The organism is Bacillus sp. OTU530, assembly GCF_038440375.1.
This window is the reverse complement of sequence record NZ_JASATP010000014.1, coordinates 86,896-107,551: the sequence shown is the minus strand read 5'-3', so window position 1 is coordinate 107,551 and position 20,656 is coordinate 86,896. Positions and strand designations below refer to the sequence as shown.

The window sequence follows — 20,656 nt, the reverse complement described above, 5'->3', positions numbered from 1 at the left end:
GACGGATGTATATGAAAAATATTGCAATTGTAATTATAATGATGTGTATTGTAAGCGTGTTAACAGGATGTTTGTATCCGCAGGAGAAATTACAGCAAAACCAAGCCCCGTATGCTGACCAACTTGCTGCTGTGCAGGCTGCCGTAGACTCGTTTCAGAAGGAGAGCGGTGGTCTGCTTCCCATTAAAACACGGGATATGAGCACGCCGCTATACCAAAAGTATCCGATTGAGTTTACTAAATTAGTGCCGCGCTTTATGCAGGAGCCTCCCGGCAACTCGTTTGAAAATGGCGGTATCTATCAGTATGTACTCATTGATGTGGAAACGAAGCCGACGGTAAAGCTTATTGATTTGCGTGTGACTGAGAAAATTCGTGATTTAAAGCTAAAGCTACAAATGTACCGTGATCAACATCAATATCCGCCATTTCAAAAAGTGCTTGCAAATGGTGTGTATACGTTAGATTATAACAAGCTTGGTTATGATGAAGAACCGTATGTTGTGAGCCCATATTCTGGTAAAAACTTGCCGTTGGTGATCGATGGGCAAGGAGAAATTTATGTAGACTACAGGGTGGACCTATATGAAGCGCTGCAGAAGCATGGGGACAAAGTGCAACCAGACAGCGATATCCGCTTTCTGCTCACAAAGGAATCCCCTTTTGTACCGGCGTATTCCCTTCCCTATAAGGCAGAGGACAAACAACCCGTTTTTTTCATGCAATAAGTCATGAACCCTTCTATTTAAGAATACGTTCTAAAAGAAGGGTTTTTTACTTCTTCTGACTACACAACGAAGAAAAAATTTCTTTATAAAATAGTCATACAACACGGACAACATCATAAGTATGTAATGTCCTAACTACTAGAATGATCGCAATTTTATTTCCAACAACTCTTGGGGAGGGGATCACTTGGAAAAGGTCGATATTTTCAAAGATATTGCCGAGCGTACAGGCGGTGATATTTATCTAGGGGTAGTGGGTGCCGTTCGGACAGGGAAGTCAACTTTCATTAAAAAGTTTATGGAGCTCGTTGTGATTCCGAACATTGAAAGTGAAGGCGATCGTCAAAGAGCGCAAGATGAGCTCCCGCAAAGTGCGGCAGGCAGAACGATTATGACGACTGAGCCGAAATTTGTTCCGAATCAAGCGGTCTCCATTCAAGTGGAGGACGGCTTAGCTGTTAATATTCGTCTTGTCGATTGCGTTGGCTATACTGTTCCTGGTGCCAAGGGATACGAGGACGAAAACGGACCGCGTATGATTAGTACACCTTGGTATGAGGAGCCAATTCCTTTTCATGAGGCGGCAGAAATTGGAACTCGTAAAGTGATTCAGGAGCATTCTACAATCGGTGTTGTTATCACAACAGATGGAACGATTGGTGAAATTCCGCGCCGCGATTACTTAGATGCAGAAGAGCGCGTTGTGAATGAATTGAAAGAAGTAGGTAAGCCTTTTATCATGATTATTAATACGGTACAGCCGTATCATCCAGATACTGAACAACTGAGACAAAGTTTGATTGAACAATATGATATCCCTGTTCTAGCGATGAGTGTGGAAGGGATGAGAGACGGTGACGTCTTCAATGTTTTGCGTGAGGCGCTGTATGAGTTCCCTGTACTTGAGGTAAATGTAAATTTACCGAGCTGGGTTATGGTGCTAAATGAAAGCCATTGGCTGCGTCAAAGCTATCAAGAAGCGGTTCAAGAAACGGTCAAGGACATTAAACGCCTGCGTGACGTAGACCGTGTCGTATCGCAATTTGGCGGGTATGATTTTATTGACCACGCGAGCCTTGCAGGTATTGACATGGGGCAAGGGGTGGCAGAAATCGACCTATATGCGCCAGATGAGCTATATGATCAAATTTTAAAGGAAGTTGTCGGTGTTGAGATTCGAGGCAAGGATCATTTGTTAAAGCTCATGCTTGATTTTGCTTATGCAAAGACGGAGTATGATCAAGTGGCTGATGCCTTGCGGATGGTCAAACAAACAGGCTATGGCATCGCGGCACCAGCTTTGGCTGATATGAGCCTCGATGAACCAGAAATTATCCGTCATGGCTCCCGCTTTGGCGTAAAATTAAAAGCTGTTGCGCCATCTATCCATATGATTAAAGTAGATGTAGAGTCAACCTTTGAGCCAATCATTGGAACCGAGAAGCAAAGTGAAGAGCTGGTTCGTTATTTAATGCAAGATTTTGAGGATGACCCGCTCTCTATTTGGAGCTCTGATATTTTTGGACGTTCATTGAGCTCTATCGTGCGCGAAGGGATTCAGGCAAAGCTATCCCTCATGCCGGAGAACGCTCGTTACAAGCTTAAGGAAACGCTGGAACGTATTATCAATGAAGGCTCCGGTGGTCTAATTGCTATTATTTTGTGAAACAGGGCTCCTTTTTGGGGCCTTTTTCTTTTTTTAAAATAACATATTGTTGAAGGGAATATGCTGAAATTTCTTTTTTTTTGTTATGAAAAAATCTACTATTACTTTGAAAAGAGCAAATATAGCCAGAGTTAGAGTAGATTTTGCGGTGTTTTCGATTTTTTTCTTGTTTTCTTGGCAACATTTTCTTTAAAAATATTGAATTCTAAGAAAGAATCATATAATATAGGCGTTGATAAAGAATTATCTGTAGCTTTGTAGTATAGAACTTGTGAAATTTGCCTACAAATTAAAATAAGACTCACTTTATTAATATTCATACAGTGGTCCCTTTGGGAGGAGGTGAATGGCATGAATAAGACAGATTTAATTAATGCAGTTGCGGAAGCAAGTGATCTTTCAAAAAAGGACGCAACGAAAGCAGTTGATGCTGTTTTCGATTCAATCTTAGATGCATTAAAAAATGGTGATAAGGTACAATTAATCGGATTCGGTAACTTTGAGGTTCGTGAACGTGCTGCTCGCAAAGGGCGCAATCCTCAAACTGGCGAAGAGATTGAAATTGCGGCTAGCAAGGTGCCTGCTTTTAAACCGGGCAAGGCTCTTAAGGACGCAGTACAAGAAGCGTAAAAGGCAAGGTGCTTAGAAGAAAGTTGCTGAACTAAGCGAGTGTAATACATACAAAGACTCAGCGTTGATAACTTCTACAAATAAGTGCCTTATTACAAAAATAACCCTCTGCCTCGAAAGAAGCAGGGGGTTGTTTTTTTGCACTATAGGAAAGTATAAAGTTCCAGCGAGAAGTCACCCGGTCAGCGGTGCTTTTTGCTTTTCCAAATGTTTCTATGCTAGAATATGTTCATAAATAGGTTTTAGTCTGGAGGATCTTGGTGGATGGCAAAAGTGAATTTAGAGCAGATTGAATATGCAGTTCGCCTTATTCTTGAGGCGATTGGTGATGACCCGAATCGTGAAGGGGTATTAGAGACGCCAAAGCGTGTTGCCAAGATGTATGCTGAAGTTTTCGCAGGCATGAATGAGGATCCGAAGTTGCATTTGCATAAAGTATTTGGAGAAGAACATGAAGAACTCGTTCTCGTCAAAGATATTCCGTTCTTTTCTATGTGTGAGCACCACTTAGTGCCATTTTACGGGGTAGCCCATGTTGCATATATACCAAGGGGCGGACGCGTAACAGGGTTAAGTAAATTAGCTCGTACAGTGGACACGGTAGCGAGGAGGCCGCAACTTCAGGAGAGAATCACGTCTACCGTAGCCGATGCTATTTTAGATGTACTTGACCCACACGGTGTAATGGTTGTGTTAGAGGCAGAGCATATGTGTATGACGATGCGCGGCGTAAAGAAACCGGGGGCGAAAACGGTGACGTCAGCGGTTCGAGGTGTACTAGCAACAGACGCTGCAGCAAGAGCTGAAGTGCTATCCCTTATTAAATCCAACTAAAAGAAAAGCAGAAGGCTGCTTTTCTTTTTTTAATAGGAAATTGATGTGTATGTGTTATAATAGGTTTTACGGATTATGTTATGCATGGACTTTGAAGGACAAGGGTGATGAGTGTGGATGACATCTATGAATGCATTAAGGAAATAAAAGAGCGCTTGGAAGAAAAATTGCGGCATCCCTACGTAATGCGTCACATTGACCTTCCGTTTGTAGACGAAGATAAATTATTGCTTTTATACTCTCTGTTACAAAGTGCAAACTTACATATAGATGAGATTCAGCATTATGCCTTGACGATTATGCTTGTACAAATCGCTCTTGATACTCACGAGAATGTTTCAAATAATACAGGATCGGAAGACTCTCATACAAAACGGCAGATAACCGCGTTGGCGGGGGATTATTACAGCGGATTGTATTATTATCTGTTGGCGGAACGACATAATATTGCTTTGATTCGGACATTAGCAGAGGGGATTGAAGAGGTTAACGAGGAGAAGATTGTGCTCTATCAAGAGGAGAAAAAGATGGTAGCAGTTGTTGTGGAGAGTGTGGCTATTATCGAATCGGCACTTCTTCAAAAAGCCTGTGACCATTTTAATGTACCGTTATGGAAACCGTTTGTTGCGGCAGCTGCAGCACTCAAGCGCATGGAGCGTGAGTATGTGATGCACCAACAGGGGAAGGAGACACCTGTGCGGTCCCTTTTTTTACGGATGCTCCCGAGCGAGGAATTGAATGAAGCATATGAGTCTTGTATCAAAAATGCGAAGACAGAGTTGCGTAAACTGGCGGAAGGTCATGAAAAGCTAATAGGAACCATGAAAATGTTGAATATATAATAATAAGCTTTTGACAGAAATCCACTGGAAGAAGGGTAGAAGGCATGCAACAGTCGAAAGAAGAACGAGTGCACGATGTGTTTGAGAAGATTTATAAACGATATGATGTAATGAACTCTGTGATCAGCTTTCAACGCCACAAAGCATGGCGTCAATATACGATGCAAGTGATGGATGTAAAGCAAGGAGAGGCAGCGCTGGATGTTTGCTGCGGAACATGTGATTGGACGATTGCGCTTGCTAGGGCAGTTGGCAAAGATGGGAAGGTGTATGGCCTTGATTTTAGTCAAAACATGCTTTCTATTGGAGAGGAGAAAATCAAGGCGCTAAATTTGGAGCAAGTAAAGCTTGTGCATGGAAACGCAATGCAGCTTCCGTTTGCGGATAATACGTTTGATTACATAACAATTGGTTTTGGATTACGCAATGTTCCAGATTATCTGCAGGTATTACGGGAGATGACAAGAGTTGTAAGACCAGGGGGGAAGGTTGTATGCTTGGAAACATCACAGCCTACAATATTCGGTGTGCGTCAACTCTATATGTTATATTTCCGCTACATTATGCCGATATTAGGGAAAATGTTAGCGAAAAGCTACAAGGAATATTCTTGGCTTCAGGAGTCGGCAAGCACGTTTCCAGGAATGCAGGAATTAGCAAGGATGTTTGAACAGGCAGGATTAGAGAAAGTGCAAGTAAAGCCGTTTACGTTTGGCGTTGCGGCGATGCATGTAGGGTATAAACCAAAGAAGTTTTGAAGTCAAGGTGAACAGTATGAAGTTACAAGTAACGTACTCTTTTTTAAGGTCGGATATTGAAAAAATTGAGCAAGAATTAAAAGCGGTTGTATCGTCTGAAGAGGCACTGCTGCAGGATGCAGCGATGCAGTTAATTCAGGCAGGCGGCAAGCGGATCCGCCCTATTTTTGTGCTGCTGTCAGGAAAGTTTGGTAATTATCGGCTAGATGTCATTAAGCATGCAGCGGTTGCTCTGGAGCTGATTCATATGGCTTCTCTCGTTCACGATGATGTGATTGATGCAGCCCTTGTAAGACGCGGCAGCCCGACAGTAAATGCGAGATGGGGAGAGCGCATTGCTATGTATACTGGAGATTATCTGTTTGCCAAATCACTCCGTTGTATTACAAATATCGAGATCCCAGAGGTGCATCAAACTTTATCAAAAGCGATGGTAGAGCTATGCAAAGGAGAAATTGAGCAAATTCGCGATAAATATAATTTTGATCAGAGTCTACGTACATATTTAAGACGGATTAAAAGGAAAACAGCTTTGCTCATCGCCGCGAGCTGCGAACTTGGAGCAATTTCATCGGGGGCGTCCCCTGATACTATCAAGCGTTTGTTTTGGTTTGGTTATTTTGTAGGAATGTCGTATCAGATTATTGATGATATTCTCGATTTTGTTTCAACAGAGGAGAAGCTCGGCAAACCAGCAGGGGGCGATCTCTTACAGGGAAATATTACACTCCCGGTATTATATGCGATGGAAATTCCTTCTCTCCGTGAACGGATTGTTAAGGTTCACTCAGAAATTGATACAGATGAGATGAAAGATATTATTGCTTTGATTAAAAATAGTGATGCGATTGAGAAATCCTTTATACTTAGTGAAAGGTATTTGCAAAAGGCATTAGAAGTAATTAAGCCGTTACCAAGAGGGCAAGCAAAAACAGCGTTGTATAATATTGCTAAATATATTGGGAAAAGAAAGTTTTAAGGCCTATTTTTGAAAGAATTGAATTTTAAGAAAATTCCTCCATTTCGAAACTGTTGATAAATTAAGAAAGTAATGATACTATTGTCATGGGATGGTAATATACATAATGAATGCAGAAATGGAGAGAATTTCATGGAAAAAACGTTTTTAATGGTAAAGCCTGATGGTGTGCAGCGTGCATTGATTGGCGATATTGTTGCTCGTTTTGAAAAGAAGGGGTATCAGCTTATCGGCGCGAAGCTTATGCAAATTTCTAAGGAAACAGCAAGTCTTCATTACGCTGAACATGCCGAACGTCCGTTTTTTGGCGAACTTGTAGATTTCATCACATCGGGTCCTGTCTTTGCTATGGCTTGGCAAGGTGAGGGAGTCATTGCGACTGCACGTCAAATGATGGGGAAAACAAATCCGAGAGAAGCTGCTCCGGGCACTATTCGCGGCGATTTCGGGGTAGCACTGAATAAAAATGTAATTCATGGATCAGACTCTCCTGAAAGTGCGGAGCGTGAGATTTCCATCTTCTTCAACGAAGAAGAGCTTGTGTCCTATACAAAATTACTAAACCAATGGATTTACTAATTGGAATTGAAAACGCTTTAGATAAAAAGGCAGGAGACCACTATGGCGGGCTCATGTCTTTTTTGTTTGAACTAGTTACGAAAGAGAAGACGATGTGTTATATTGATACATAAATACTGCATAAGGAGGTATCGCCATGCGCTACTTAACAGCGGGAGAATCACATGGACCGCAACTAACAACAATAATAGAAGGCGTGCCAGCCGGATTGCCACTACTGGCTGAACAAATCAATGAGGAATTAGCAAGAAGACAAAAAGGACACGGTCGCGGAAGAAGGATGCAAATCGAAAAGGATGAAGCACAAATCTTAAGTGGTGTGCGCCACGGCGTGACGCTTGGTTCACCGATTGCACTTGCGGTAGAAAACCGTGACTTCAAGCATTGGACAAAGATTATGGGGGCAGCTCCATTAGATCAAGAAGAGGATAGTGAAATCAAACGCAAAATTACAAGACCTCGTCCGGGGCATGCGGATTTAAATGGTGCTATCAAATACGGTCATCGTGATATGAGAAATGTTCTTGAGCGTTCTTCAGCACGTGAAACGACGGTACGTGTTGCAGCTGGTGCTGTAGCAAAACGTATTTTGGAGGAGCTTGGGGTAAAGGTTGCAGGACATGTTCTTGAAATCGGCGGTGTCAAAGCTGAAAAGACTGCTTATACATCGATTGATGAGCTGAAAGAAGTTACAGAAGCGTCACCTGTACGCTGCTTAGACGAAGAAGCAGCAGTGAAGATGATGCAGGCAATTGATGATGCGAAGAAAAACGGAGATTCTATTGGCGGTATTGTAGAGGTAGTTGTAGAAGGTATGCCAGTGGGTGTTGGAAGCTATGTGCAATACGACCGCAAGCTGGACGCGAAGCTAGCGGCGGCAGTCATGAGCATTAATGCTTTTAAAGGTGTAGAAATCGGCATTGGTTTTGAAGCGGCGCACAAACCTGGAAGTGTTGTACATGATGAGATTACATGGGATGAGCAAGCTGGTTTTTCACGGAAAACAAATAATGCAGGTGGATTAGAGGGCGGAATGACAACTGGTATGCCAATCGTTGTGCGCGGTGTGATGAAGCCGATTCCGACATTGTACAAGCCACTGCAAAGCATAGATATTGACACGAAAGAGGCATTCCAAGCGAGCATTGAGCGCTCTGACAGCTGTGCCGTTCCTGCAGCTAGTGTGGTTGCAGAAGCAGTTGTTGCTTGGGAGCTTGCGTGCGCTTTAGTGGAGCAATTTGGTCAAGACCGTATTGACTTGCTGAAGGAAAATATTGAAAAGCATAAACGATATGCGAGGGAGTTTTAATGAAGAGCGTACATATTGCAACGAAATCGAAGCAATATCCGCTGTATTTAGGACAAAACACCTTGACAAAGCTTGAGGAAACAGTAGCGGCTATGAAGCCGGCTGTTTCCTCTGTGCTTATCATCTCAGACGAGGCGGTTGCTTCTCGTTACTTAGACGATGTTACAAATGCCATTCATTCTGACTTGTCAGTATATTCATTTGTCGTTCCTAGCGGGGAAAAGGAAAAATCTTTTGAGAACTATTACAAAGCTCAAACGCGCGCCCTTGAAATCGGGCTAGACCGACATTCCCTTGTGATTGCACTTGGTGGGGGGATGATTGGTGATTTAGCTGGGTTTGTTGCTGCAACATTTATGCGCGGCATCCGATTTATACAGATTCCGACAACTTTGCTCGCTCATGATAGTGCGGTTGGCGGGAAAGTAGCTGTCAATCATCCCCTTGGGAAAAATATGATTGGAGCGTTTCATCAGCCAGAAGCTGTTTTGTACAATATTTCATTTCTCGATTCGCTTCCGGTACAGGAATGGCGTTCTGGATTTGCTGAAATGCTAAAACATGCGCTTATTTGGGATGCGGAGCTGTATGCTTGGCTGCGCAACGAGGTTCGCACGTTAGAGGATTTACGCGGTGATAAGCTGATTTATGCATTAGAGAAAGCAATCGGAGTAAAGGCTGCGGTCGTTTCTCAAGATGAGACCGAAAAGGGTATCCGAGCGTATTTAAATTTTGGTCATACGCTTGGGCACGCGATTGAAGCTGAGTTAGGATACGGAACAGTGACACATGGGGACGCTGTAGCAATTGGGATGCTATACGCAATTTTATTGAGTGAACGTGTATACCATAAGGATTTGCAATATAAGTCATTTGTACAAACGTTCCGCGCTTACGGCTTTCCTAAGCTTCCGGCCGGTCTATCGGCAGATCGCCTGATTGAATTGATGAAGAAGGATAAAAAAGCAAATAGCGGTGTAATCCGCATGGTGCTGATGAAGGGAATTGGTGAAGTAGAAGTTGTGCCGGTGTCAGATGAACTCATTGCATCGACACTTGAGGAGTTTATGAATAGGGAGTGGTCATTGTGATGCGTGCAATCCGCGGCGCGACAACGGTTGAGCATAATGAAGCAGATATCATTTTGGTGGCGACCGAGCAGCTATTTAAAGAAATAATTGAGAAAAACAACCTTTCTCCTACCGATGTTGTGTCTGTACTTATTTCTGCCACTGCGGATATAAATGCGTGCTTTCCGGCAGCTGCCCTTCGCAGAATAGATGGATGTATGTATGTGCCTGTGACGTGTATGCAGGAAATGGATGTAGTTGGAGCGCTTCAAAAATGTATTCGTATTATGGTGACAGCAGAAACGACGCTAACACAGCAAGAGATTATACACGTATATAAAGAGAAGGCTGTTCAGCTGCGTCCCGATTTACAAAATTGATTGACTGAAGTGAGGGAATTTTTATGAACGTAAAACAACAGCTATTATCGTTAAAAGCTTATTCGCCTGGAAGAACGATTGAAGAAGTAAAAAAGCAATATGGATTGGAAAAAATCATTAAACTTGCATCAAATGAGAATCCTTTCGGCTGCTCTCCGAAGGTTGCGGAGGCATTAGCAGCTCTTTCCTCACAGTTTGCATTGTATCCGGATGGTGCTGCAACAGTATTACGCCAAAAGGTTGCAGAGCATGTTGGAGCTGAGCAAAATCAACTGTTGTTTGGAAGTGGATTGGATGAAGTAATCCAAATTATTAGCCGAGCACTCTTAGATGAAACAACAAATGTTGTTATGGCATCACCGACGTTTTCACAATATCGCCACCATGCGGTAATTGAAAATGCGCAAATTCGTGAGGTGCCATTGCGAGATGGTTTTCATGATTTGGAAGCTATGCTTGGACAAGTAGATGAAAATACAAGAATCGTTTGGATCTGTAACCCGAACAATCCAACGGGAACATATGTGAATGAGGCAGAGATTGTTTCCTTCCTAGAGCGCGTACCAAAAACAGCGCTTGTTATTATGGACGAGGCGTACTATGAATATGCAACGGCGGCGGATTATCCGAATACATTGGCGCTTCTTCCTCGCTACGAGAACTTAATGGTACTGCGCACATTCTCGAAAGCTTATGGTATTGCGGCACTTCGTATGGGGTATGCGGTCGGTCATGCAGATCTTATTCAGAAGATTGAAGTGACAAGATTGCCATTTAATACATCAACAGTTGCACAAGCGGCAGCTATTGCAGCATTAGACGACAAGGAGTTTTTAGAATATTGTGTGAAAGTAAATGAAGAAGGTCGTCAACAATATTACGAGTTTTGCAAAGCGCATGACATCCCGTATTACCCATCTCAAGGAAACTTTGTGTTTATGGAGATCGGTAAGACAGGTGATGATGTGTTCCAGTATTTGATGCAAAGAGGCTTCATTGTTCGTTCTGGTGCGGGTCTAGGACTTGGAAGAGGTGTTCGTGTAACTGTTGGGAAACGGGAGGATAACGAGCAATTAACGCAGTTGTTGCTTTCATTCTTAAACAGCAGCCGTGAGGAGACACGTTCGTGAAACAGCGCGTTTTGCTTGTCGGTGTTGGGCTCATCGGTGGTTCGGTAGCACTTGCTATCAAACAGGAGCACGATGTAACCATTATCGGACAAGATGTTAATGCGGAGCACTGTAAGCTTGCCCAATCATTAAATATTATTGATGAAATCACAGATCAGTTTATGGAGGAAGCCGAGCGGGCAGATTTAATTCTGCTCGCTGCTCCTGTGCAGGAAACGGAAAAGCTTCTTACGCAGCTAGAACAATGTTCCTTAAAGGAAAATGTGATTATTACTGATGTAGGAAGTACAAAGGAAAGAATTATGGAGCGCGCACGCGTGCTGCATGAGAAAGGCATTACCTTTATCGGTGGCCATCCAATGGCTGGTTCCCATAAAACCGGTGCTGGCAGTGCAAAGGCTCATCTATTCGAAAATGCTTTTTATATTCTCACTCCGTTTGCAGATACGAAGAATGAGAAGGTTGAGCAGTTGAAGGAATGGCTCAAAGGGACAAAAGCACGATTTTTAACGATGGATGCGATGCAGCATGATAGGTTGACAGGGATTGTAAGTCATTTTCCTCATGTCATTGCGGCAAGTCTTGTACGCCAGGTTAAGCAGCATGCTGACAGGGATGACCTTGTAAATGGGCTTGCAGCAGGCGGATTTCGTGATATTACGCGTATCGCGTCCAGCAGTCCGTTTATGTGGCGTGATATTATCACACACAACAAGGAAAATATTCTCTCGTTCCTCGATGAATGGATGGAGGAAATGCGGGAGGTACGCAGCATGGTAGAGCAAGGAAATGGGGAACAGTTATACGATTATTTCCGCGGCGCCAAGCAGTTTCGGGATACACTTCCGATTCGGTCAAAGGGTGCTATTCCATCCTTTTACGATTTATATGTGGATATCCTTGATCGTACAGGTGTTGTCTCGCATATTACAACCTTGCTCGCTATTAAAAATATCAGCATTACGAATATTCGAATTCTTGAAACGCGTGAGGACGTATACGGCGTACTGCGGCTTAGCTTCCAAACGGAAGAGGACAGGGCGAATGCGAAGCTTTGTCTCGAGCAGCACGGATACGGAACCTATACGACGATGTAGGGGTGACAACGATGATAAAATTGACGAAAGCAGCGCAAGGCTTACGCGGAACGTTGCAGGTACCGGGAGATAAGTCTATTTCTCACCGAGCTGTCATGTTCGGAGCAATTGCAAAAGGGAAAACAACAATTAATGGATTTTTGCCAGGTGAAGATTGCCTAAGCACGATTTCATGCTTTCAAAAACTTGGTGTAACGGTTGAACAAAATGGTGACTATGTTGAAGTATACGGAAATGGAATTGACGGCTTAAAGGAGCCAAAGGAAGTATTGGATGTCGGCAATTCTGGCACGACGATTCGCCTAATGATGGGTATTTTGTCGAACACGCCGTTTCATTCTTGCTTAGTGGGAGATAGCTCCATCGCCAAACGTCCAATGAAACGCGTAACAGAGCCCCTAAAGCAGATGGGCGCACAGATTGATGGGAGAGAAGGCGGTCAATTTACGCCAATCAGCCTTCGCGGCGGGCAAGTGAAGGGAATGCATTACGATTCTCCTGTTGCAAGTGCGCAGGTAAAATCAGCTGTGCTTTTAGCTGGTTTAAAAGGAGAAGGCGTGACTTCTGTAACAGAGCCACTGCAATCACGTGATCATACAGAGCGAATGCTGCGTGCTTTTGGATGCAGCGTACAAACAGATGGACGCACTGTTTCCTTACAGGGACAGCAAGAACTGAAGGCAGTTCATATTGAGGTACCTGGCGATATTTCCTCAGCGGCGTTTTTCCTAGTAGCAGGTGCGATTGTGCCAGACAGCAAAATTACGTTGAAAAAGGTTGGACTCAATCCAACAAGAACAGGTATTTTAGATGTGCTAAAGGCAATGGGTGCAGCTATTACCATTGAAAATATCCAAAATGAAGAGTTTGAGCCATTCGGTGATGTAACAATCGAGACTTCTCAATTACAAGGAACAGAAATAGGTGGGGATGTAATTCCTCGTTTAATCGATGAAATTCCAATTCTTGCATTAGCAGCAACTCAAGCACAAGGAGTAACGGTTATTAAGGATGCGGCGGAATTAAAAGTAAAGGAAACAAACCGCATTGATACGGTTGTACATGAATTGCGCAAAATGGGTGCAAACGTGGAAGCAACAGAAGACGGCATGATCGTATACGGAAAATCCAGTCTTTCTGGCGCTGAGGTAAATAGCCATGGAGACCATCGGATTGGTATGATGCTTGCAGTGGCGGCATGCTTGGCTGATGGAGAAACGGTTATTGAAAACAGTGAAGCGGCAGCTGTGTCCTATCCGAATTTCTTTGAACAGTTGAAAGAATTGCAACAGTAAGAATCTCCCTTTGGGGGATTCTTTTTTTCACTGTCGGAAAGTATAAATTTCCAGCCAGAAGCCAATTCGACGTAATCGGAAATGTTAGGAATACAGTATAAGTGCAGCTACGCCTCTGTGGAACATTTACAGTGTGATAAAGAGGTTGTACGACCGTTACTTAAGGGGGGAGAGGTTCTATAGTTGCCCTATTCTTCTCAATTGTTTATCATAATAAAAATGGCAGTATTACGGAAAAGGAGTACTATATACGATGAATAAATTGAGTCAAGCTATTGATTACATAGAACAAGGGGAAATTGAGGAAGGTTTAAAGCTCCTTAATGCTTGCGTTCAAGAAGGTACGGATGAAGAAAAATATAATATCGCTCGCTATTATCATACATTAGGTTTTGTTGAACAAGCGTTAAAAGTGACTGAGGAACTGCGCATGCGCTATGAAACCGAGAGTGAGCTTACGCTGTTTTTGGCTGAGCTATATACTGATTTGGACAGGGAGGATGAAGCCATTGAAGTGCTCGGTGAGGTTACGGAAGATGATGATTTATACGTACAGGCATTATTGACGCTTGCTGATTTATACCAAATGCAAGGATTGGAGGAAGTTGCGGAGCAGAAGTTGTTAATGGCACGCCGCTTGATGCCTGATGAATCTGTCATTGCGTTTGGATTAGGAGAACTGTATAGCGGACGCGGCAGTTATGCAGAGGCTGTTCCTTATTATAGAGAGGTACTTGCTGAGCATGACGATATAGCAGGGGTCAATATTTCACTTCGTTTAGCAGAATGTTTAAGTGCGCTTGGACAGTGGGAAGAAGCTGTTCTTTATTATGAATCAGGTTTGCAGGAGCAGCGAGATATTCATTCATTGTTTGGTTATGCGTTTACACTCTATCAGGCTGCTTTGTATGAAAGAGCAATTGCGGCTTTCTTAGAGGTGAAACAAGAGGATCCGGAATATGCATCGCTTTATTTATACTTGGCGGAGTGTTATGACAAAGAGGGATTGTTTCAGGAAAGCTATGACACGTTAAGAGAGGGATTGAAAACAGATGAATACTCTGCCGATTTGCATGTTCAAGTGGCAGAGGCGGCAGCAAAACTTAGTAGAATGGATGAAGCACAGCTAGAGCTTGAGCAAGCTATTGCAATAGATCCGTCTCATCTGCGAGCAGCGTTACAACTCATACATCTATTTAAGCAGCAAGAAAAGTATGAAGAGGTGATTGAGATAGCAGCAGATGCAATAAAATATGGAGAAGATGATCCGCAACTCATATGGGAGACGGCATACGCAAAAAAACAGCTTGAGTTGTATTCAGATGCATTAAACCATTATCGCGATGCATATACTTCTTTTAAGGATGATTCTTCCTTTTTGGAAGAGTACGGTTACTTTTTGCTGGAGGAAGGGCTGCGAAAAGAAGCAAAAGACGTGTTTCAGCGTTTGCTGCAACTAGACCCGACACAAGTCCAAATTGAGGAACTGCTATATAATTTAGAGGATTTACAGTAATTTAGGAAGGAAACTTGGTCGCGTTTCTTGAATGTAAAGGGTAAAGAAAAAGAAAGACAGAGGAGGGACGGCGCGCGATGAATACCCCTGTTTCTGTGAATGAAAAGAAAGATTTCGTCAAATGGTTTTTAGGCAATTACCAGCTTAAACAGCGAGAGTGTGTATGGATTTTAAACTATTTGATGAGCCATGACCAGCTCATGAGAAAGGTGCATTTCGTAGAGCATGCGAAATACTGTCCACGTGGGCTAGTAATGTCTACAAGCTGTGTAAAAGAGGCTCCATTTCATTTCTATAAACAAAATGTTATGACAACGGATGCAGAAAAGTCCTTTCATGACATTCGGCTAAATCGGGACGAGGACATATATATTCAACTCAATTTTAAAAGTTCGTTTCAAAATGCAAACTACGTTGCAGTATTGGAAGAAAACCCATACGTCCCAAAAAGCATGGAAGTGAATGAGAAGGATCGCCTTTTAGCAGAACGATTTTTAGAGGAGAGCGTGTTCAAGTTTCAACGCGACAGACTAATGACTTTAATTGATGAGGCGCTTGATGAGCAAAATGAAGCTGCTTTTTTGCAGCTGACAGAGCAGTTAAAGAGAATATAATGAAATTGATAGCATTGTCTTGGCATAGTCAAGATTATGATGAGTGAAAAAGAAAAACCCTTATTTAAGGGTTTTTCTTTTTTTTTCCTGTAGTTCTATGATTTAATAGAAGAAAGAGGAAATTTGAAGGGGGAGTGCATATGAATTGGACCGTTAAGGATATACAGCTGTACGAACAGGCGAAGGAATATGTTGATACGGCCATTATTCCGCTTATTCCGCTTTCTTTCGGAAGCAATATGCAAAACACTGTGCAAAAAGGGGAGTTTATCTCTATTTTTGCTGAGGCGCTAGAACGGGAATATCGAGGACGGCTCCTTTTATTTCCGCCATTTACCTATCTGATTGGACAAAAGGAAGAAGAGAGCCGCCTGCAAAAATGGACTGATTTCGTTACACAAAATGGAATGCGTCACATTGTGTACATAACGAGTGATTACGAGTGGAAGCAAGCTTCCTTAGAGGGCAATTTGTTTTGGCTGCCGGCAATGTCACTTGAGCAGCTTGATGACAAAGCGAAGCGCGAAGTTATGGGGTCACAAATTCGCGAAATCATGGCTATTTTGACTGAAAAATGGGAAAATACAGAATAAATTGATTGTTTATATCATTATGAGTAGTCTGATATTGACCAATGAGAGTGCTTATTATATCATGATAGTGTCTTAGTTTTTTTTCCCATTTTTTCTTGTATTATCCTAATGGGTATAACTTTTGATAGAGGGGGGAACTTTCATGAGCGAGAAAGAACATAGGGTTTCAAGACGCCAATTTCTTAACTACACGCTAACAGGTGTAGGCGGATTTATGGCAGCCGGTATTATTATGCCGATGGCGCGTTTTGCACTTGATCCGATTTTAGAGAAGGAAGCAGGAACCGAGAAGGTAGCTGTTGCGCAGGTCAAGGATATTACAACAGAACCGAAGCGTTTTGACTACAAAGTGAAGCAAGTGGATGGCTGGCACAAATCTGATGAGCCGAAGTCAGCTTGGGTATTTAAAAATGAAAGCGGCGACATCATAGCACTTTCTCCCATTTGTAAGCATTTAGGTTGTACGGTGAACTGGAACGCAAACAAGGATCATCCCAATCAATTTTATTGTCCTTGTCATGGGGGGCGGTATGAAAAAGACGGCACGAATATTCCTGGGACGCCGCCGCTTGCACCGCTGGATGTGTATGAATCACAGATAAAGGATGGCACACTGTATCTTGGTAAAGCGAAGCCGCGGGGAGGTGCGAAATAAATGTTAAATAAGATTTATGATTGGGTAGATGAGCGTCTTGAAATCACACCGTTATGGCGCGATATTGCAGACCATGAGGTTCCTGAGCATGTAAATCCAGCGCACCATTTTTCTGCTTTTGTATACTGCTTTGGCGGACTTACCTTTTTTGTTACAGTGATTCAAATTCTTTCCGGTATGTTTTTGACGATGTATTATGTACCGGATATTAAAAACGCTTGGGAGTCTGTGTATTATCTTCAAAACGAGGTAGCATATGGACAAATTGTGCGCGGTATGCATCACTGGGGAGCGAGTCTTGTTATCGTAATGATGTTTTTGCACACCCTTCGCGTATTTTTTACGGGTTCGTATAAGAAGCCTCGTGAATTGAACTGGATTATTGGTGTTTTAATTTTTGGTGTTATGATGGGACTAGGTTTCACAGGTTATCTCCTGCCTTGGGATATGAAGGCATTATTTGCAACAAAAGTAGGTTTGCAAATTGCAGAGCAAACACCGCTGATCGGAAAGCAAATCAAAACACTGCTCGCAGGGCACTCTGAAATTGTTGGTGCTCAGACTTTAACTCGCTTCTTTGCTATTCATGTCTTCTTCTTGCCAGGCGCACTACTGGGTCTTATGGCCGCACACTTCTTAATTATTCGTAAACAAGGTATTTCCGGTCCTCTATAAAAGATTGTTAGATTATAGGAACCGTATTAAAGGAGGGAGATTATGCATCGGGGCAAAGGGATGAAGTTTGTCGGAGATTCACGCGTACATGCTGTCCGGCATTCCAATATTCCGAAGGATTATTCGGAATATCCAGGAAAAACAGAAGCATTTTGGCCGAACTTCCTATTGAAGGAATGGATGGTTGGAGCTGTATTTTTGATTGGATATTTAAGCTTGACGGTTGCTCACCCGTCACCGCTAGAACGTATTGCGGATCCAACAGATACAGGCTACATACCGCTTCCAGACTGGTACTTCTTATTTTTATATCAAATGTTGAAATATTCATATGCGTCAGGTCCATACACAACTATTGGGGCATTTATTATGCCGGGAATTGCAGCTGGTGGATTACTTTTAGCGCCATTTATCGATCGTGGGCCGGAGCGAAGACCTATTAAGCGTCCATTTGCAACGGGATTTATGCTCCTTGCACTTGCTTCTATTATTTTCTTAACATGGGAGTCAGTTGTAAATCATGATTGGGAAGCTGCAAAAAAACAAGGTGCGATTGTGAAAACAGTGGCTGTTGATAAAGAGGCAGACGGCTATCAGCTGATGCAGAAAAATACGTGCTTAACCTGTCACGGTGATAATTTGCAAGGTGGAGCGGCAGCACCGACACTGCAAAATCTGTCATTAACACCAGAAGAAATTGCTAAGATTGCTAGAAACGGTAGAGGCGCGATGCCAAAAGGAGTATTTAAGGGGACGGATGAGGAACTGAAAAAAGTCACTGAGTATATTACTCAATACAATAAAAAATAGTGGGGAGGCCGGCTGCGCATTGTAGTCGGCTTTTCTACTTTACACTTTAAGAATAATTTTCCAGCCAGAAGGTCCATTCGACGTAGCCAGAAAACTTAAGAATAGAGTGTAAGTACAACTCTGCCTGATGGCGGGCTTTCTTTATGATAGAAAAATTTAGTATTATGATAACTATATGGATTTGGACGAAAGTTGAGGGGGAACATGTCATGTATTTGTATCATATATTGCGTAGTCGATCTTTTTTAATCCTGCTTCTCATTGTAAATTTACTTGGGACCGCATATGGGTATGTATGGTATGGTTACCAGTTGGTAGAAACTGAGCCGAGATTTCTTCTTTTTGTACCAGACAGCCCTACCGCTAGTTTATTTTTTTCATTTGTTTTGCTTGCCTTTTTATTTAAAGTGAATTGGGGGATGATGGAGGCTTTCGCAATTGTAACACTGTTGAAATATGGAACATGGGCTGTTGGTATGAATATTTTGTTGCTCTTGATGGAGGGAACTTTGGATTGGACAGGATACATGCTCATGATTTCACACGCCGCAATGGCGATACAAGGGATATTATATGCTCCTTTTTATCGAATGAAGCGTTGGCATCTTGCTGCAGCATCTATTTGGACGCTTCATGATGTCGTCATTGACTATGTGTACAAGCAAATGCCTAGGTACGGCATATTAGACCAGTATTATCAGCCTATCGGATATTTTACATTTTGGCTGAGTATATGCTGCATTGGCGCCGCCTATTTCTTCTGTTTGCGGGAGAAGCGTTTAGAGTTACCGTTGCAGTAAGGGAGGTATCATTTTTGGCATTTTCTTGTCCACCCCTTCATACATTGTAACTAGAAGGTGTAGGGGGGACAAGAATGAAAAAAATCATTGCCTTTCTAATAGCAGTTTTTCTCTTAGTCGCACCGACTCGCATTTACGCAGCTGATTGGAGCGAATTAAATCGGTTGCTTGACGAGTCATTGCAACTTGTGAAGCAGGAGGAATATACGAAAGCAGAACGAATTTTGACATATTTCTCAACCGAGTTTGCGGATTTAAATAAAAAAGAGGATTTTTCGGCGGAGCACACTCGGGTCATCTCCATCGCTTACGATAAAGCGGTGCAAGCTATGCGGGAAGAAACGATGAGTCAGAAGGAAAAGGAAGATGATGTGACAGCGCTTCGACTTGTGGTCGATGCGGAATCTTCGCAATTTCAGCCTCTTTGGCTCAGTCGTGAAAATACAATCATGAGTGCGTTTTCGCAGATGGAAACAGCGGTACAAAAGCAGGATGATGAGCAATTCCAAAGAACACTTAATACATTTTTATACGAATTTGATATTATCTATCCAAGCTTAGTGGTAGATCTACCTAAGGAAGAAATTGAGCGTTTGAACGCACATCTGTCTTACTTGGATGAGTTTCGCAACGTAATGGCGAAAAATGAGAGCGGACAAAAGCAAATGCAGGTGATTCGTCAGGACTTAGAAACAGTATTTCAAAGCCCGAACAAGGATGAAGCAACTCCTTCTTTAATTTGGGTTATGATCTCCACAGGTAGTATTATTATTTTTACATTAACTTATGTTGCTTGGAGAAAATATAAAGGTGAACAAGAAAAGCGAAAAAATCGCATGAAGTCTAAGAACCGATAATATCTTCTAGGTTTTCGTTGACAAGGAAATAACGGCAAAATAAAATGAAAATTATACCACTGGATAATTTTCATTCCTTGCTTGTCTAGTTAGTAAAGAAGCGCTTCAAAATTGGAGGATAATAATGCTTTACGTAATCTATTTCATCATCATTTTGCTTATCCCATTGTATGCACAAATGAAAGTTCGCAGTGCTTATAGCAAATATTCACAAGTGTACTCAACATCTGGAATGACGGGTGCACAGGTTGCTAGAAGGGTACTGGATGCGAACGGATTATACGATGTAGCGGTTGAGGAAACGCCAGGACAGCTATCAGACCATTATGACCCGCGCACGAAAACAGTTCGCTTGTCCACGAATAACTATTACGGCCAGTCAGTTGCCGGAACTGCAGTAGCAGCTCATGAGGTCGGTCATGCAATTCAGGACGCGAAAAATTATAACTTTATGCGTGTCCGTCATGCACTGGTGCCAGTTGCTAACTTTGGCTCTAATATGTCTTGGATTTTTGTTATGATTGGCATGTTTGCAGGCCTTTCCAAGATGCTTCTTCTTGGAATTGTTCTTATGGCAGCTGGGGTGTTATTTCAGGTTGTTACGCTGCCTGTTGAATTTGACGCATCAAGCCGGGCGATGAAGCAAATTTCTTCTCTTGGTATTGTGTCGCACAGTGAAGAAGTGCAGGCACGTAAGGTATTGAATGCAGCAGCCCTTACATACGTAGCGGCAGCGGCTGTTGCTGTTTTTGAATTGCTGCGGTTGCTTCTTATTTATACAGGTATGCAGCGGAGCGATGATTAGACAAAAAAGCTATCGAGGACTCGATAGCTTTTTT

The 20,656-nt window shown here is 42.6% G+C and carries 24 protein-coding genes; 23 read left to right on the top strand and 1 reads right to left on the bottom strand.

The annotated features are described in order from the left end of the window. Nucleotides 1-11: 11 nt before the first annotated feature. Together AAHB12_RS12825 and spoIVA are read left to right on the top strand one after the other, a co-directional pair. Complete coding sequence (locus tag AAHB12_RS12825) at nt 12-728, top strand: hypothetical protein (RefSeq protein ID WP_342045566.1); 717 nt, start codon at nt 12-14, stop codon at nt 726-728. Between the two features lie 187 nt (nt 729-915). Beyond that, the gene (gene spoIVA / locus AAHB12_RS12820; protein ID WP_129728130.1) at nt 916-2,394 is read left to right on the top strand and encodes a stage IV sporulation protein A; all 1,479 of its coding nucleotides are present in this window, start codon (nt 916-918) and stop codon (nt 2,392-2,394) included. A 131-nt stretch (nt 2,395-2,525) separates the two neighbouring features. Here spoIVA and AAHB12_RS12815 read toward each other — a convergent pair whose 3' ends face one another. Beyond that, nucleotides 2,526-2,714, bottom strand: a complete 189-nt coding sequence (locus AAHB12_RS12815) for a hypothetical protein (protein ID WP_342045565.1) — start codon at nt 2,712-2,714, stop codon at nt 2,526-2,528. Between the two features lie 31 nt (nt 2,715-2,745). Here AAHB12_RS12815 and AAHB12_RS12810 point away from each other — a divergent pair, with 31 nt between their 5' ends. The 21 genes from AAHB12_RS12810 (at nt 2,746) to AAHB12_RS12710 (ending at nt 20,622) form a co-directional block, all read left to right on the top strand. Further along, nucleotides 2,746-3,024, top strand: coding sequence for an HU family DNA-binding protein (locus AAHB12_RS12810; protein WP_129728131.1), 279 nt, complete (start codon nt 2,746-2,748; stop codon nt 3,022-3,024). A gap of 264 nt (nt 3,025-3,288) precedes the next feature. Continuing rightward, nucleotides 3,289-3,858 (top strand): GTP cyclohydrolase I FolE, encoded by a 570-nt coding sequence (folE, locus tag AAHB12_RS12805; RefSeq protein ID WP_129728132.1) that lies wholly within the window; start codon nt 3,289-3,291, stop codon nt 3,856-3,858. Nucleotides 3,859-3,971: 113 nt separating this feature from the next. Further along, nucleotides 3,972-4,700: a heptaprenyl diphosphate synthase component 1 gene (locus AAHB12_RS12800; RefSeq protein WP_425455885.1), complete on the top strand. Its 729-nt coding sequence runs from the start codon at nt 3,972-3,974 to the stop codon at nt 4,698-4,700. Between the two features lie 44 nt (nt 4,701-4,744). Beyond that, nucleotides 4,745-5,458 carry a demethylmenaquinone methyltransferase gene (locus AAHB12_RS12795; protein WP_129728134.1) on the top strand — a complete coding sequence of 238 codons (714 nt, stop codon included), beginning with the start codon at nt 4,745-4,747 and terminating at the stop codon, nt 5,456-5,458. 16 nt (nt 5,459-5,474) lie between these two features. Next, the gene (gene hepT / locus AAHB12_RS12790; RefSeq protein WP_342045564.1) at nt 5,475-6,437 is read left to right on the top strand and encodes a heptaprenyl diphosphate synthase component II; all 963 of its coding nucleotides are present in this window, start codon (nt 5,475-5,477) and stop codon (nt 6,435-6,437) included. Between the two features lie 132 nt (nt 6,438-6,569). After that, complete coding sequence (gene ndk, locus AAHB12_RS12785) at nt 6,570-7,016, top strand: nucleoside-diphosphate kinase (RefSeq protein ID WP_342045563.1); 447 nt, start codon at nt 6,570-6,572, stop codon at nt 7,014-7,016. Nucleotides 7,017-7,152: 136 nt separating this feature from the next. After that, a complete protein-coding gene (gene aroC, locus AAHB12_RS12780) occupies nt 7,153-8,325 on the top strand; it encodes a chorismate synthase (protein WP_342045562.1) in 1,173 nt (390 codons plus the stop codon). Further along, on the top strand, nt 8,325-9,416 hold the full coding sequence (gene aroB, locus AAHB12_RS12775) for a 3-dehydroquinate synthase (RefSeq protein WP_342045561.1): 1,092 nt from the start codon (nt 8,325-8,327) through the stop codon (nt 9,414-9,416). The genes aroC and aroB overlap by 1 nt, the downstream gene beginning before the upstream one ends. Further along, nucleotides 9,410-9,775, top strand: a complete 366-nt coding sequence (gene aroH, locus AAHB12_RS12770) for a chorismate mutase (RefSeq protein ID WP_342045580.1) — start codon at nt 9,410-9,412, stop codon at nt 9,773-9,775. Before aroB ends, aroH begins: the two co-directional genes overlap by 7 nt. Before the next feature lie 23 nt (nt 9,776-9,798). Next, nucleotides 9,799-10,905, top strand: a complete 1,107-nt coding sequence (gene hisC / locus AAHB12_RS12765; RefSeq protein ID WP_342045560.1) for a histidinol-phosphate transaminase — start codon at nt 9,799-9,801, stop codon at nt 10,903-10,905. Next, nucleotides 10,902-12,002, top strand: a complete 1,101-nt coding sequence (locus AAHB12_RS12760) for a prephenate dehydrogenase (protein ID WP_342045559.1) — start codon at nt 10,902-10,904, stop codon at nt 12,000-12,002. The genes hisC and AAHB12_RS12760 overlap by 4 nt, the downstream gene beginning before the upstream one ends. 11 nt (nt 12,003-12,013) lie before the next feature. Further along, complete coding sequence (gene aroA, locus AAHB12_RS12755) at nt 12,014-13,297, top strand: 3-phosphoshikimate 1-carboxyvinyltransferase (RefSeq protein ID WP_342045558.1); 1,284 nt, start codon at nt 12,014-12,016, stop codon at nt 13,295-13,297. 253 nt (nt 13,298-13,550) lie between these two features. Further along, nucleotides 13,551-14,813, top strand: coding sequence for a tetratricopeptide repeat protein (locus AAHB12_RS12750; RefSeq protein ID WP_129728141.1), 1,263 nt, complete (start codon nt 13,551-13,553; stop codon nt 14,811-14,813). Nucleotides 14,814-14,890: 77 nt separating this feature from the next. Next, nucleotides 14,891-15,427 carry a ReoY family proteolytic degradation factor gene (locus AAHB12_RS12745; RefSeq protein ID WP_129728142.1) on the top strand — a complete coding sequence of 179 codons (537 nt, stop codon included), beginning with the start codon at nt 14,891-14,893 and terminating at the stop codon, nt 15,425-15,427. Between the two features lie 140 nt (nt 15,428-15,567). Further along, nucleotides 15,568-16,020 (top strand): YpiF family protein, encoded by a 453-nt coding sequence (locus AAHB12_RS12740; protein WP_129728143.1) that lies wholly within the window; start codon nt 15,568-15,570, stop codon nt 16,018-16,020. A 142-nt stretch (nt 16,021-16,162) separates the two neighbouring features. Beyond that, complete coding sequence (locus AAHB12_RS12735) at nt 16,163-16,675, top strand: QcrA and Rieske domain-containing protein (protein WP_129728144.1); 513 nt, start codon at nt 16,163-16,165, stop codon at nt 16,673-16,675. Beyond that, entirely contained in the window at nt 16,676-17,350 is a 675-nt protein-coding gene (qcrB, locus tag AAHB12_RS12730) for a menaquinol-cytochrome c reductase cytochrome b subunit (RefSeq protein ID WP_129728145.1), read from the top strand. It begins immediately after the preceding gene. 42 nt (nt 17,351-17,392) lie between these two features. Beyond that, entirely contained in the window at nt 17,393-18,160 is a 768-nt protein-coding gene (locus AAHB12_RS12725) for a menaquinol-cytochrome c reductase cytochrome b/c subunit (RefSeq protein ID WP_342045557.1), read from the top strand. 209 nt (nt 18,161-18,369) lie between these two features. Then, on the top strand, nt 18,370-18,960 hold the full coding sequence (locus AAHB12_RS12720; protein WP_342045556.1) for a DUF1405 domain-containing protein: 591 nt from the start codon (nt 18,370-18,372) through the stop codon (nt 18,958-18,960). A gap of 74 nt (nt 18,961-19,034) precedes the next feature. Further along, a complete protein-coding gene (gene ypjB / locus AAHB12_RS12715; protein WP_129728148.1) occupies nt 19,035-19,817 on the top strand; it encodes a sporulation protein YpjB in 783 nt (260 codons plus the stop codon). A gap of 124 nt (nt 19,818-19,941) precedes the next feature. Beyond that, entirely contained in the window at nt 19,942-20,622 is a 681-nt protein-coding gene (locus AAHB12_RS12710) for a zinc metallopeptidase (RefSeq protein WP_129728149.1), read from the top strand. Nucleotides 20,623-20,656 lie beyond the last annotated feature (34 nt).

What these genes read in the sequence shown, in the direction of transcription:
- AAHB12_RS12825 (WP_342045566.1), top strand. Translation starts at nt 12, where the DNA reads ATGAAAAATATTGCAATTGTAATTATAATGATGTGTATTGTAAGCGTG.
- AAHB12_RS12815 (WP_342045565.1), bottom strand. Translation starts at nt 2,714, where the DNA reads ATGAATATTAATAAAGTGAGTCTTATTTTAATTTGTAGGCAAATTTCA.
- AAHB12_RS12810 (WP_129728131.1), top strand. Translation starts at nt 2,746, where the DNA reads ATGAATAAGACAGATTTAATTAATGCAGTTGCGGAAGCAAGTGATCTT.
- folE (WP_129728132.1), top strand. Translation starts at nt 3,289, where the DNA reads ATGGCAAAAGTGAATTTAGAGCAGATTGAATATGCAGTTCGCCTTATT.
- AAHB12_RS12795 (WP_129728134.1), top strand. Translation starts at nt 4,745, where the DNA reads ATGCAACAGTCGAAAGAAGAACGAGTGCACGATGTGTTTGAGAAGATT.
- hepT (WP_342045564.1), top strand. Translation starts at nt 5,475, where the DNA reads ATGAAGTTACAAGTAACGTACTCTTTTTTAAGGTCGGATATTGAAAAA.
- ndk (WP_342045563.1), top strand. Translation starts at nt 6,570, where the DNA reads ATGGAAAAAACGTTTTTAATGGTAAAGCCTGATGGTGTGCAGCGTGCA.
- aroC (WP_342045562.1), top strand. Translation starts at nt 7,153, where the DNA reads ATGCGCTACTTAACAGCGGGAGAATCACATGGACCGCAACTAACAACA.
- aroB (WP_342045561.1), top strand. Translation starts at nt 8,325, where the DNA reads ATGAAGAGCGTACATATTGCAACGAAATCGAAGCAATATCCGCTGTAT.
- hisC (WP_342045560.1), top strand. Translation starts at nt 9,799, where the DNA reads ATGAACGTAAAACAACAGCTATTATCGTTAAAAGCTTATTCGCCTGGA.
- aroA (WP_342045558.1), top strand. Translation starts at nt 12,014, where the DNA reads ATGATAAAATTGACGAAAGCAGCGCAAGGCTTACGCGGAACGTTGCAG.
- AAHB12_RS12750 (WP_129728141.1), top strand. Translation starts at nt 13,551, where the DNA reads ATGAATAAATTGAGTCAAGCTATTGATTACATAGAACAAGGGGAAATT.
- AAHB12_RS12745 (WP_129728142.1), top strand. Translation starts at nt 14,891, where the DNA reads ATGAATACCCCTGTTTCTGTGAATGAAAAGAAAGATTTCGTCAAATGG.
- AAHB12_RS12740 (WP_129728143.1), top strand. Translation starts at nt 15,568, where the DNA reads ATGAATTGGACCGTTAAGGATATACAGCTGTACGAACAGGCGAAGGAA.
- AAHB12_RS12735 (WP_129728144.1), top strand. Translation starts at nt 16,163, where the DNA reads ATGAGCGAGAAAGAACATAGGGTTTCAAGACGCCAATTTCTTAACTAC.
- qcrB (WP_129728145.1), top strand. Translation starts at nt 16,676, where the DNA reads ATGTTAAATAAGATTTATGATTGGGTAGATGAGCGTCTTGAAATCACA.
- AAHB12_RS12725 (WP_342045557.1), top strand. Translation starts at nt 17,393, where the DNA reads ATGCATCGGGGCAAAGGGATGAAGTTTGTCGGAGATTCACGCGTACAT.
- AAHB12_RS12720 (WP_342045556.1), top strand. Translation starts at nt 18,370, where the DNA reads ATGTATTTGTATCATATATTGCGTAGTCGATCTTTTTTAATCCTGCTT.
- ypjB (WP_129728148.1), top strand. Translation starts at nt 19,035, where the DNA reads ATGAAAAAAATCATTGCCTTTCTAATAGCAGTTTTTCTCTTAGTCGCA.
- AAHB12_RS12710 (WP_129728149.1), top strand. Translation starts at nt 19,942, where the DNA reads ATGCTTTACGTAATCTATTTCATCATCATTTTGCTTATCCCATTGTAT.